The sequence below is a fragment of the Streptomyces sp. NPDC050743 genome, from assembly GCF_044456925.1.
Taxonomy (GTDB): domain Bacteria; phylum Actinomycetota; class Actinomycetes; order Streptomycetales; family Streptomycetaceae; genus Streptomyces.
In genome coordinates this window covers 331,534-343,829 of record NZ_JBITGJ010000001.1, presented here as the reverse complement: position 1 = coordinate 343,829, position 12,296 = coordinate 331,534, and the positions used below count along the sequence as shown (strand labels likewise).

Annotated in this window: 12 protein-coding genes; 5 read left to right on the top strand and 7 right to left on the bottom strand. The window is 71.3% G+C overall.

What is annotated here, in order from left to right:
• The first annotated feature begins 64 nt into the window (after window positions 1-64).
• The gene (locus ACIBJF_RS01620; RefSeq protein ID WP_399171628.1) at window positions 65-853 is read left to right on the top strand and encodes a ferritin-like domain-containing protein; all 789 of its coding nucleotides are present in this window, start codon (window positions 65-67) and stop codon (window positions 851-853) included.
• A gap of 25 nt (window positions 854-878) precedes the next feature.
• On the opposite strand, the gene corA is transcribed toward ACIBJF_RS01620, so the two are convergent.
• Window positions 879-1,874 (bottom strand): magnesium/cobalt transporter CorA, encoded by a 996-nt coding sequence (gene corA, locus ACIBJF_RS01615; protein ID WP_399171627.1) that lies wholly within the window; start codon window positions 1,872-1,874, stop codon window positions 879-881.
• A 62-nt stretch (window positions 1,875-1,936) separates the two neighbouring features.
• Here corA and ACIBJF_RS01610 point away from each other — a divergent pair, with 62 nt between their 5' ends.
• From ACIBJF_RS01610 to mshC, 4 genes are all read left to right on the top strand, one after another.
• On the top strand, window positions 1,937-2,623 hold the full coding sequence (locus tag ACIBJF_RS01610) for a histidine phosphatase family protein (protein ID WP_399171625.1): 687 nt from the start codon (window positions 1,937-1,939) through the stop codon (window positions 2,621-2,623).
• Between the two features lie 110 nt (window positions 2,624-2,733).
• The gene (locus ACIBJF_RS01605) at window positions 2,734-3,324 is read left to right on the top strand and encodes a DUF3090 domain-containing protein (protein ID WP_399171624.1); all 591 of its coding nucleotides are present in this window, start codon (window positions 2,734-2,736) and stop codon (window positions 3,322-3,324) included.
• Window positions 3,288-4,127: an SCO1664 family protein gene (locus ACIBJF_RS01600; RefSeq protein WP_399171623.1), complete on the top strand. Its 840-nt coding sequence runs from the start codon at window positions 3,288-3,290 to the stop codon at window positions 4,125-4,127. The genes ACIBJF_RS01605 and ACIBJF_RS01600 overlap by 37 nt, the downstream gene beginning before the upstream one ends.
• Before the next feature lie 102 nt (window positions 4,128-4,229).
• Window positions 4,230-5,459: a cysteine--1-D-myo-inosityl 2-amino-2-deoxy-alpha-D-glucopyranoside ligase gene (mshC, locus tag ACIBJF_RS01595; protein WP_399171622.1), complete on the top strand. Its 1,230-nt coding sequence runs from the start codon at window positions 4,230-4,232 to the stop codon at window positions 5,457-5,459.
• 160 nt (window positions 5,460-5,619) lie between these two features.
• On the opposite strand, the gene ACIBJF_RS01590 is transcribed toward mshC, so the two are convergent.
• The 6 genes from ACIBJF_RS01590 to ACIBJF_RS01565 all read right to left on the bottom strand — a co-directional run bounded on the left by ACIBJF_RS01590 (window position 5,620) and on the right by ACIBJF_RS01565 (window position 12,263).
• Entirely contained in the window at window positions 5,620-6,540 is a 921-nt protein-coding gene (locus tag ACIBJF_RS01590; protein ID WP_361240380.1) for a PAC2 family protein, read from the bottom strand.
• A gap of 221 nt (window positions 6,541-6,761) precedes the next feature.
• Entirely contained in the window at window positions 6,762-7,433 is a 672-nt protein-coding gene (locus tag ACIBJF_RS01585; RefSeq protein WP_399171621.1) for a FadR/GntR family transcriptional regulator, read from the bottom strand.
• Between the two features lie 54 nt (window positions 7,434-7,487).
• Window positions 7,488-8,033, bottom strand: coding sequence for an SMI1/KNR4 family protein (locus ACIBJF_RS01580; protein ID WP_399171620.1), 546 nt, complete (start codon window positions 8,031-8,033; stop codon window positions 7,488-7,490).
• Window positions 8,034-8,200: 167 nt separating this feature from the next.
• Window positions 8,201-9,817 carry an FAD-dependent oxidoreductase gene (locus ACIBJF_RS01575; protein ID WP_399171619.1) on the bottom strand — a complete coding sequence of 539 codons (1,617 nt, stop codon included), beginning with the start codon at window positions 9,815-9,817 and terminating at the stop codon, window positions 8,201-8,203.
• A gap of 48 nt (window positions 9,818-9,865) precedes the next feature.
• Complete coding sequence (gene glpK, locus ACIBJF_RS01570; RefSeq protein ID WP_399171618.1) at window positions 9,866-11,404, bottom strand: glycerol kinase GlpK; 1,539 nt, start codon at window positions 11,402-11,404, stop codon at window positions 9,866-9,868.
• Window positions 11,405-11,468: 64 nt separating this feature from the next.
• Window positions 11,469-12,263, bottom strand: coding sequence for an MIP/aquaporin family protein (locus ACIBJF_RS01565; protein WP_399171617.1), 795 nt, complete (start codon window positions 12,261-12,263; stop codon window positions 11,469-11,471).
• Between the last annotated feature and the right edge of the window lie 33 nt (window positions 12,264-12,296).

The window sequence follows — 12,296 nt, the reverse complement described above, 5'->3', positions numbered from 1 at the left end:
TCTTTGCGGAAACCTGCGGAATTGTTCGCGGAGTGCCGCGGAGTCCTGCGGAGAGGTGGCGCCCATGCTGTCGGCCAAGAGTCTGTTCCAGGAGATCCTCGACAACGACGAGTCGTTCCGGCTCTTCTGCTCCATCGCCGCCGGCGGGGAGTTTCAGGGCGGCTGGGAGAACGGGCGCATCGCCGCGCTGGTCCCGCACGGCGAACGCGCCCTCGCCCCGAAGATCGCCCGGCACGGCGCCGACGAGGACAAGCACGGACGCATCTTCACCGCCCTGATGAAGAAGCGCGGGCTCGCCCCCGTCGCCGTACCGCCCGAGACCGACTACACGATGCTGCTGGAGCGGCACGGCATCGGCCTCGCCCACGACAGGCTCAGGCGGGACGAGCCGCTCACCGAGCGGGACATCGTCGTCTACCTCTCCCACAGCCGCGTCACCGAACAGCGCGCCGCCGAGCAGATGGTGCAGCTGCTCAGGCTGTTCGCCGACCATCCCGAGGTGGGCAGGGCCGTCCGCATGATCTGCGACGACGAGGTCAACCACCTCGCCTACACCCATGAGGAACTGCTGCGGCTCGCCGCCGCCGGGCACGGCCGGCTGATCCAGCGCACCCTGCGCGAGTGCGCCCTCGCCGAGATCCGCATCCACCGGGACGTCAGCCTCGCCGTGATGGCCCGCATGGGCCGCGTCCTGGGCTGGTCCACGGCCAGGTACGCCCTGCTCGCCGTCGGCATCCACGCCGTGTACGTCTACGAGCGCCTCGCCGGCTGGCGCCGCATGGTCACCCTCCGCATGCCCGAGCGCCGCGACCCCCTCGGCGGCCCCGCCATCCCCGCCCACGAGTTCGCCTGAGCCGCGGACCCGAGTGGCGAACGCCTCACAGCCAGCCGCGATGCTTGAACAAGCGGTACAGCAGCACCTCCAGAGCCGCCATCGCCAGGATCACCGCCGGATACGCCCACAACCAGTGCAGCTCCGGCATGTGGTCGAAGTTCATGCCGTAGATCCCCGCGATCATCGTGGGGACCGCGGCCATCGCCGCCCACGCGGAGATCTTCCGCATGTCGTCGTTCTGCCGCACGCTCATCTGCGCCAGATGCGCCGACAGGACGTCCGACACCAGCCGGTCCAGGGCCTCCACGGACTCGTTGACCCGCGCCAGGTGGTCGCTCACGTCCCGGAAGAACGGGCGCGCCTTGTCGTGCACGAACGGCACCGAGCCGCCGAGCGGTCCGGTGCCGGCCAGCCGGGTCAGCGGCAGCGCCAGCGGGCCGGTGGCCCGCCGGAACTCCAGGATCTGCCGTTTGAAGCCGTAGATCCGGGACGCGGTGCCCCGCGCGCCGCCGCCGTCCGGCAGGAACACCTCCGCCTCGAGCTCCTCCAGATCGGTCCCCAGCTCCGTCGCCACCTCCAGATAGTGGTCGACGACGGCGTCGGAGATCGCGTACAGCACGGCGGTCGGGCCCTTGTCGAGCATCTCCGGCTCCTCCTCCAGCCGGCGCCGTACGGCGGCCAGCGGCGAGCCCTCGCCGTGGCGGACGGTGACCACGAAGCTGTTGCCGACGAAGATCATGATCTCGCCTGTCGAGACGGTGTCGCTCCGCGTCTCGTATACGACCGGTTTCAGCACCATGAACAGCGAGTCGTCGTACACCTCCAGCTTGGGCCGCTGGTGCGCGTTGAGCGCGTCCTCGACCGCCAGCGGATGCAGCCCGAACTCCTGGGTGACCAGGTCGAACTCCCGCTCGGACGGCTCGTACAGGCCGATCCACACGAACCCGCCCTCGGCCCGCGCCTCGCAGAGCGCGTCGGACAGGTCCTCCGGCCCCTCGGTGCGGTGTCCGTGCCGGTAGATGGCGCAGTCGACGATCACGGAGCGCATTCTCCCTTCGCCCGTTCACCGGTGCATGTGCTGATACGCCTACCCTGGGCCGCATGCCCACGCTGATCCTCGTCAGGCACGGACGCTCGACCGCCAATACCTCCGGAGTGCTCGCCGGGTGGACGCCAGGCGTCTCCCTGGACGAGCGCGGCGCCGCCCAGGCCGCCGCGCTGCCCGGCCGGCTCGCCGCGCTGCCGGTCTCCGAAGTCGTCACCAGCCCCCTGCAGCGCTGCCAGGAGACCGTACGGCCGCTGCTGGACGCCCGCCCCGGCCTGCGCGTCCACACCGACGAGCGGATCGGGGAGTGCCACTACGGCGACTGGTCCGGCCGCAAGCTCGCCGAGCTCAAGGACGAGCCGCTGATGGAGGTCGTACAGGCCCACCCGTCGGCCGCCGCCTTCCCCGGCGGCGAGTCCATGCGCGCCATGCAGACCCGCGCCGCCGAGGCCGTACGCGAGTGGAACGCGCGCGTGGAGCGCGAGCACGGCGCCGACGCCGTCTACCTCATGTGCTCCCACGGTGACATCATCAAATCCCTGGTCGCCGACGCCCTCGGACTCCACCTCGACCTGTTCCAGCGGATCTCCGTGGAACCGTGCTCCGTCACCGCGATCCGCTACACCCGGCTGCGGCCGTTCCTCGTTCGCCTCGGCGACACCGGGGATTTCGCTTCGCTCGCCCCGCGTGAGGAACCTGCTGAGGGCGACGCACCGGTCGGAGGTGGTGCGGGCGCACCGTGATCGTCGGCCGCAGTAGGGTGAAGCGATCCGCACAGTCGCGTATCCGCACCGGCCGCACCGCTGAAACTCTCGAACCCACTCTCCGCACTCACTCTCAATGGAGACAGGACGTGTCCCGTCAGGTGTTCCTCTACGACCCGCCGGACCGCTTCGTGGCCGGCACGGTCGGACTGCCCGGACGCCGTACGTTCTTCCTCCAGGCCACCGCAGGCTCCCGGGTGACCAGCGTGGCTCTGGAGAAGACCCAGGTGGCCGCCCTCGCCGAGCGCATGGACGAACTGCTCGACGAGGTCGTACGGCGCAGTGGCGGCAGCGCCGCCGTCCCCGCCATGGCGCCCACCGAGATTTCCGACACCGCCCCGCTGGAGACCCCCATCGAGGAGGAGTTCCGCGTCGGCACCATGGCGCTGGCCTGGGACGGTGAGGAAGAGCGCATGATCGTCGAGGCGCAGGCCCTGGTGGAGCTGGACGCCGACACCGAGGAGGACCTCGCCGAGGCCGAGGAGCGCCTGCTCCAGGACGAGGAGAACGGGCCCCCGATGCTGCGGGTCCGGCTGACCGGCGCGCAGGCCCGGGCCTTCGCCAAGCGCGCCCTCGACGTCGTCAACGCCGGGCGGCCGCCGTGCCCGCTGTGCAGCCTCCCGCTCGATCCGGAAGGACACGTATGTCCGCGCCAGAACGGATACCGCCGCGGAGCGTGACGCCCACCGACGCCCCAGCCGACTCGGCCGCCGCCGAGCTGCTCGCGCGGGGTGAGCTGACCGTGCGCGGCCGGATCCGCGAGGCGTCCAACGCCGCGCTGTTCTGCACCATCGCCCTCGACGGCCGGGAAGCCTCCTGCATCTACAAGCCGGTGGCCGGGGAGCGCCCGCTGTGGGACTTCCCCGACGGCACCCTGGCCGCCCGCGAGGTGGCCGCCTACGAGGTCTCCGAGGCCACCGGCTGGGGGCTGGTCCCGCCGACCGTGCTGCGCGACGGGCCGTACGGCGAGGGCATGTGCCAGCTGTGGATCGACGTCCAGGCCGAGGCGGAGCTGCTCGCCCTGGTCGACGCCGAGGAACCGGAGCCGGGCTGGAAGGCGATCGGCCTGGCCGAGGTCGGCGAGGGCCGCACCGCGCTCCTCGTGCACGCCGACGACGAGCGGCTGCGCCGGCTCGCCGTCCTCGACGCGGTGATCAACAACGCCGACCGCAAGGGCGGCCATCTGCTGCCCACCACCGACGGCCGGCTCTACGGCATCGACCACGGCGTCACCTTCAACGTCGAGAACAAGCTGCGCACGCTGCTGTGGGGCTGGGCCGGGGAGCCGCTGACCCCCGAGGCCGTCGACGTCCTCGGGGGGCTGCACGGGGCCTTGGACGGGCCGTTGGGCGACCGGCTGACCGCACTGATCACCGCGGCGGAGATCGACGCCACGCGCGCGCGTGTCGAGGCGCTGCTCAGCACGGGAGTGCACCCGGAGCCGAACGGCGAATGGCCCGCCATCCCCTGGCCGCCGGTGTGAGCACCGCCAGCACATCCGGCGCCGAGGTACAAGACCGCGTAACCGGCCGTCGGGCGCGATCCCGTTCGTATCCGCGGCGGGCGGCCGGTTAGGCTCATGTACATGCATGCCTGGCCCGCTTCCGAGGTCCCCGCCCTGCCTGGTCAGGGCCGCGACCTGAGGATCCACGACACCGCGACCGGCGGCCTCGTCACCCTCGACCCCGGTCCCGTCGCCCGTATCTACGTCTGCGGCATCACCCCGTACGACGCGACCCACATGGGGCACGCGGCGACCTACAACGCGTTCGACCTCGTGCAGCGCGTGTGGCTCGACACCAAGCGGCAGGTCCACTACGTCCAGAACGTCACCGACGTCGACGATCCGCTGCTGGAGCGCGCGGAGCGGGACGGCGTCGACTGGGTCGCCCTCGCCGAGAAGGAGACGGCCCTCTTCCGCGAGGACATGACCGCCCTGCGGATGCTCCCGCCCCGGCACTACATAGGCGCCGTCGAGGCGATACCGGGCATCGTCCCCCTCGTGGAGCGGCTGCGCGAACTCGGCGCGGCCTACGAGCTGGACGGCGACGTCTACTTCTCCGTCGAGTCCGACCCGAACTTCGGCAAGGTCTCGAACCTCGACGCGGCCGCCATGCGGCTGCTGTCCGCCGAGCGCGGCGGCGACCCGGACCGCCCGGGCAAGAAGAACCCCGTCGACCCGATGCTGTGGATGGCGGCCCGCGAGGGCGAGCCCAGCTGGGACGGAGGCTCCCTCGGCCGGGGCCGGCCCGGCTGGCACATCGAGTGCGTGGCCATCGCCCTCGACCACCTCGGCATGACCTTCGACGTCCAGGGCGGCGGCTCCGACCTCGCCTTCCCGCACCACGAGATGGGCGCCTCGCACGCCCAGGTGCTCACCGGCGAGTTCCCCATGGCCAAGGCCTACGTCCACGCCGGCATGGTCGCCCTGCACGGCGAGAAGATGTCCAAGTCCAAGGGCAACCTGGTCTTCGTCTCCCAGCTCCGCAGGGACGGTGTCGACCCTGCCGCCATCCGTCTCGCCCTGCTCGCCCACCACTACCGCGCCGACTGGGAGTGGACCGACCAGGTCCTGCAGGACGCGGTCGCCCGCCTCGCCCGCTGGCGCGCGGCCGTCTCCCGCCCCGACGGCCCGCCCGCCGACACCCTGGTCGAGGAGATCCGCCAGGCCCTGTCCGACGACCTCGACGCCCCCGCCGCCCTGGCGGCGGTGGACCGCTGGGCGACCCGGCAGGAGGAGCAGGGCGGCACGGACACGGGCGCCCCCGGCGTCGTCACGCGTGCTGTGGACGCGCTGCTCGGGGTGGCTCTCTGAGCACCGCGAGCGGGAGCGCCCCGTAAGGGGGCGCGGGGAACTGCGCGACAAGCCACTGCGGACTGTCAGACGCCCGACAGCCTGTAGTGGCACCCCATAGCGCGTCGGCAACAAAAAGAAGGGGCGCTTCCCATCACGGGAACCGCCCTTTCGCCATACCTCAGTCCTCCGAGCCGTCCTCGTCGTCTTCCTTGCCCCCGCCGCCGGCCGCCGGAGGCCGCTGCTTCCCGCCCGGAGGGCCCACGTCCCGGCGCCGCAGATACCGCTCGAACTCGCGGGCGATCGCCTCACCCGACGCCTCCGGCAGCTCCGCGGTGTCCCGGGCCTCCTCCAGCGTCTGGACGTACTCGGCGACCTCACTGTCCTCCGCGGCCAGCTGGTCCACGCCCACCTGCCAGGCGCGCGCGTCCTCCGGCAGCTCTCCCTGCGGGATGCGCAGGTCCAGCAGGTCCTCCAGCCGGTTGAGCAGCGCCAGCGTCGCCTTCGGGTTGGGCGGCTGGGAGACGTAGTGCGGTACGGCCGCCCACAGCGACACCGCCGGGACGCCGGCGTGCGTGCACGCCTCCTGCAGGACGCCGACGATGCCCGTCGGGCCCTCGTACTTGGTCTCCTCCAGGTCCATCCGCTGGGCCAGGTCCGGGTCGGACGTCACCCCGCTGACCGGCACGGGACGCGTGTGCGGGGTGTCACCGAGCAGGGCGCCCAGGATGACCACCAGCTCCACGCCCAGCTCGTGCGCGAAGCCGAGCAGCTCGTTGCAGAACGAGCGCCAGCGCATGGACGGTTCGATGCCGCGGACCAGCACCAGGTCGCGCGGCTTCTCGCCGCCGACCCGCACCACCGACAACCTCGTCGTCGGCCACGTGATCTTGCGCACACCGGCGTCCATGAACACCGTGGGGCGGTTCACCTGGAAGTCGTAGTAGTCCTCGGCGTCCAGCGCCGCGAAGACCTCGCCCTTCCACTCGCGTTCCAGATGCGCGACCGCCGTGGAGGCGGCGTCGCCGGCATCGTTCCAGCCCTCGAACGCGGCCACCATGACTGGGTCGATCAGCTCGGGAACCCCCTCCAGCTCGATCACCCAGTGCCTCCTTCCGACGTGCCCTCGCTTGACTCACCAACCTTACGGCGTCCGGCGGGGGCGCCCGCAGCCCCCTTGCGTGGGCCAGTGACCGGATCACTGCCCCGTTCGCCACCGCGGAACACCCTCCGTCAACCGGGAGCCCGGACGGATCCGCACAGGTGTTTCACCGCTTTCGCGGGCCGCGGCGAAGCGCTTTCGCAGGGTGCCGCGCAGCATTTTCACAGCGTGCTGCGCAGCCACTGCTCCACGCTCGCGATGTGCACGGTCGCCCAGGAGCGGGCCGCCTCCGCGTCCCGGTCGCGCAGCGCGGCCAGGATCGCCCGGTGCTCGCGCAGGGTGCGGCCGACGGCGTCCTCCTGGGTGAGGCCCCGCCAGATCCGGGCCCGGGTGGTCGGCCCCGACAGGCCGTCCAGCAGCGAGCACAGCACCGAGTTGCCGGCGCCGCGCACGATGCCGCGATGGAACTCCAGGTCGGCGGCGACCAGCTCCTCCACCGAGGGTTCGGCACCGAGGGCGTCCAACTGCGCCGTCAGCGCGCCCAGTTGCTGTTCGCTGATCCGGAAGGCGGCCATCGCGGTCGCGGCCGGCTCCAGGATCCGGCGCACCGCGAGGAACTCCAGGACGGTGTCGTCGCGGTGGAAGTCCACGACGAAGCTCAGTGCCTCCAGCAGCAGTTGAGGATCGAGGCTGGTGACGTACGTGCCGTCGCCCTGCCGCACGTCCAGGATCCGGATCAGCGACAGCGCCCGCACGGCCTCCCGCAGCGAGTTGCGCGACAGCCCCAACTCGGCTGCCAGCTCGCTCTCCTTGGGCAACCGGTCCCCGGGCCGCAGCGCACCGGAGACGATCATGCCCTTGATCTTCTCGATCGCCTCATCGGTGACTGCCATGACGGCCTCCCTGTCGCCCGCGCGGTGGCTCAGACATCGGATGTCTCAGGCACATTATGCGGGCGGCGCGTCGAACCACTCCTTGCCGTCCGCCCAGTGCCGCACCCAGCCGGCGAAGCCGGGCTCGGCGGTGGTGTGGCCGAACTCCGCCGCGAAGGGCAGCGCGCCCTCACCGGTGATCTGCCATAGGTGACCCCGGTGCGGGCCGGTGACGATCAGATGCCAGTCCATGCCGCAGCCGTCGGTCCCCAGCCGCAGAGAACCGTCGTGGGCCACCCGCTCGATCACGGCCTCGGGGTCCTCGTACGGGCCGTCGTCCGCCTCCCACACCCACGTCCGGGTGAGCGGGAACGGCTCGGCGAGCCGCTGGTGCCCGGCGCATGCCAGGAGCCCGGCCATCCCGTACTCCGGCGGCCCCTGGCAGGACCCGTCGGTCACCTCGGCCACGAACGTCCGGTACGGCTCGGGCAGCACCACGTGGTGCTCCGCCTCGAACGCGCGCACGGCCGCCCAGCCGAGGGCGGACGCCCCGCCGTCGTCCACCGCGAAGGCCTTTCGCAGAGCCGCGAGGTCGGCGGGATCGGCTTGATCGTTGTTCATGCCCCCATGGAAGCACCCGGCACTGACAGTGCTCCCCCGGGCAGGCGAGAGGGGCGGCCCCATCGGCGCGGGGTCGCCCCTCTCGGTCGTCCGGACCCGGTGCGGCGGTCCGGCGCCGCGGTGGCGGCCGGTCCCGGTCAGGGAAACGGACCGGCCGCCGCCGAGGCCTACTTCTTGTCGAGCAGGTCCTGCACCCTCGCGCGGACCTCGTCCGTGGCCAGGCCCCGGATGGTCAGCGTGGTGCGGCGGCGCAGCACGTCGTCCGCGGTCTCGGCCCACTCGTGGTCGCGGGCCCAGACGACCTGCGCCCAGATCTCCGGCGCGTCGGGGTGGACACGCTCGGCCAGCTCCGGGTCCTCGTTCGCCAGGCGGGCGATGTCGAAGGCCAGGGAGCCGTAGTGGGTGGCCAGGTGCTTGGCGGTGTCGGCGGCCATGCGCGGACCCGGAGCCGGGCGGTCCACGAGCAGGCGGTGGGCGACGGCGCGCGGGTTGGCGACACCGGGCAGCGGCAGCCTCTTCGGCAGCGAGGAGATCGGCTCGAAGTCGTCGCCGAGCGGGTGACCCGGCAGCGCCTCCAGCTTCTTCATCACCGTGCGGCCGATGTGCCGGAAGGTGGTCCACTTGCCGCCCGCGACGGACAGCATGCCGCCCTTGCCCTCGGTCACCACGGTCTCGCGCTTGGCCTTGGCGGTGTCGCCGGGGCCGCCCGGCAGCACGCGCAGGCCCGCGAAGGCGTAGGTGATGAGGTCGCGCCGGAGCTGCTGGTCGCGGACGGAGAACGCGGCCTCGTCCAGGATCTGCGCTATGTCCTTGTCGGTGACGGACACGTCCGCCGGGTCGCCCTCGAACTCCTCGTCGGTGGTGCCGAGCAGCAGCATGTCCTCCCAGGGGAGGGCGAAGGTGATGCGGTACTTGTCGATGGGCGTCGCGAGCGCGGCCTTCCACGGGGACGTCCGCTTCAGGACCAGGTGCGCGCCCTTGGACAGGCGGATGGACGGCGCCGCGTCGGGGTCCTCCATCCGGCGCAGGTGGTCGACCCACGGCCCGGTCGCGTTCAGCACCAGACGGGCGTTGACCCCGAACTCGTCACCGGACGTGCGGTCCTTGAGGTCGGCGCCGGTGACCCGGCCCCGGGTGAAGCGCAGGCCGGTGACCTCGGCGTGGTTGAGGACGACCGCGCCCGCCTCGACGGCCGCGCGGACCGTCATCAGCGCCATGCGGGCGTCGTTCATCTGGTCGTCGCCGTACACGGCCACGGCCTTGAGGTTCTCGGTGCGCAGCTCGGGCACGTCCTGCGCCGCCTTGGCGGGGGAGAGCAGGTGGCCCACGCCGTCACCGAACGCGGAGAGCGCGGAGTAGGCGAAGACGCCCGCGCCGAGCTTCGCCGCGCCGTGCGGCCCGCCCTTGTACACGGGGAGGTAGAAGGTGAGCGGGTTCGCCAGGTGGGGGGCCACCTGGCGGGAGACCGCACGGCGCTCGAAGTGGTTCTCCGCCACCAGCTTCACCGCGCCGGTCTGCAGGTAGCGCAGACCGCCGTGGAGCAGCTTGGAGGAGGCGGAGGAGGTGGCACCGGCGAAGTCGCCGGCGTCGACCAGAGCCACCCTCAGGCCGGACTGCGCGGCGTGCCAGGCGGTGGAGATGCCCAGGATGCCGCCGCCGATCACCAGAAGGTCGTACGACGCCTTGGCGAGCTGCTCCCTGGTCTCGGCCCGGCTCGGGTTGGAGCCGGAGGCCGGGTGCGTCCCCAGGGCAGGCACGGAACTGAGGGTGGACTGACTGGTCATGTGGGGTGCTTACTCCTCGTCAGAGATGTCTGAGCCGGTGTGGGCCGCTCAGCTCTCGTCCTCGATCCAGCCCATGGTCCGGTCGACGGCCTTGAGCCAGTTCTTGTACTCACGGTCGCGGGTGTCCGCGTCCATCTGGGGGGTCCACTCGGCGGCCCGGCGCCAGTTGGCGCGCAGCTCGTCGGTGCTGGACCAGAAGCCGACGGCGAGACCGGCGGCGTAGGCGGCGCCGAGGCAGGTGGTCTCGGCGACCATCGGGCGCACCACCGGTGCGTCCAGGACGTCGGCGAGCGTCTGCATCAGCAGGTTGTTGGAGGTCATGCCGCCGTCCACCTTCAGGGCCACCAGCTCGTCGCCGGAGTCCTTGACCATGGCGTCGGCGATCTCCCGGGTCTGCCAGGCGGTGGCCTCCAGGACAGCGCGGGCGAGGTGCGCCTTGGTGACGTACCGGGTCAGGCCGGCGATCACACCGCGGGCGTCGGAGCGCCAGTGCGGGGCGAACAGACCGGAGAAGGCCGGCACGAAGTAGGCGCCGCCGTTGTCCTCGACCGAGAGCGCGAGCGTCTCGATCTCGGCCGCGGTGGAGATCAGGCCCATCTGGTCGCGCATCCACTGCACCAGGGAGCCGGTGACGGCGATCGAGCCCTCCAGGGCGTAGACCGTCGGCTGGTCGCCGATCTTGTAACCGACCGTGGTCAGCAGACCGGCGTAGGAGTTGATGATCTTGTCACCGGTGTTCATCACCATGAAGGTGCCGGTGCCGTAGGTCGACTTGGTCTCGCCCTCGGAGAAGCAGGTCTGGCCGAACAGGGCCGCCTGCTGGTCGCCGAGCGCGGAGGCCACCGGGATGCCGCCGAGCAGCTCGCCGAGCTTGCCGCCGGTGACCTCGCCGTAGACCTCGGCGGAGGAGCGGATCTCGGGCAGGATCCGCAGCGGCACGCCGATGGACTCGGCGATCTTGTCGTCCCACTGCGTCGTGTGCAGGTTCATCAGGAGGGTGCGGGAGGCGTTGGTGACGTCGGTGACGTGCTTGCCGCCGTCGACACCGCCGGTCAGGTTCCAGATGACCCAGGTGTCCATGGTGCCGAAGAGGATGTCGCCGGCCTCGGCGCGCTCCTTCAGACCGTCGACGTTGTCGAGCAGCCAGCGGGCCTTGGGGCCGGAGAAGTACGAGGCCAGCGGCAGGCCGGTCTCGCGGCGGAAGCGGTCCTGGCCGACGTTGCGGCCCAGTTCCTTGCACAGGGCGTCGGTGCGGGTGTCCTGCCAGACGATGGCGTTGTGGACGGGCTCACCGGTGTTCTTGTCCCACAGCACGGTGGTCTCGCGCTGGTTGGTGATGCCGATGGCCTTGATGTCGTCACGGGTGATCCCGGCCTTGGCGATGGCCCCGGCGACGACTTCCTGGACGTTGGTCCAGATCTCGTTGGCGTTGTGCTCGACCCAGCCCGGCTTGGGGAAGATCTGCTCGTGCTCCTTCTGGTCGACGGAGACGATACGGCCGTCCCGGTCGAAGACGATGCAGCGGCTGGAGGTGGTGCCCTGGTCGATCGCGGCGATGAACGGGCCTGCGGTGTGGGCGTCGGTCACTGTGTGCTCCAAAAGATCCGTGGTGGTAGGGCGGTGCGTACGGCGCGGTGCTCGGAGGTGATGTCTAAGCGAAGGCGACGTTGTAGATGCCTGCGGCGATCGCGCCGCCGATCAGCGGACCGACCACGGGGATCCAGGCGTACGCCCAGTCGGAACCGCCCTTGTTGGGCAGCGGCAGCAGGGCGTGCACGATGCGCGGGCCCAGGTCACGGGCAGGGTTGATCGCGTACCCCGTAGGGCCGCCGAGGGAGAGACCGATCGAGACGACCACGAGCGCGGTGATCAGACCGCCGAGGACGCCGAGTCCGTTGCCCTTGTCGTTCAGGCCCTGCGTGAGGACCGCGAGGATCAGCACGACGGTGCCGATGATCTCCGTGGCGAGGTTCTGCGCCGCGTTCCGGATCTCCGGGCCGGTGGAGAAGATGCCGAGGACCGGGCCGGCGCCCTTCTCCTGGACCTCGACCGCCTTGGCCGCGGTGGCCTGCGCGCCCGGACCGCCGACGATCTCCTTGTCGGTCAGGTGGGCGTGGAACTGGCCGTAGTAGGCGACCCACACCAGGGTCGCGCCGATCATCGCGCCGAGCAGCTGGCCGGCGAAATAGGTCGGAACGTTGCTCCAGTCGCTGTTCTTGATCGCCAGGGCGACGGTGACGGCCGGGTTGAGGTGTGCACCGGAGAGCGGTCCGGAGATGTACACGGCCGTCAGGACGGCGAAGCCCCACCCGAAGGCGATGGCGAGCCAGCCGGCGTTACGGGCCTTGGAGGCCTTCAGCGTGATGGCCGCGCAGACGCCGCCGCCGAGCAGGATGAGTATGGCGGTACCGATGGTCTCGCCGATGAAGATGTCGGAGCTGGACACCCGCGACTCCTTTGTCCTTCGTCCAGGGATAGC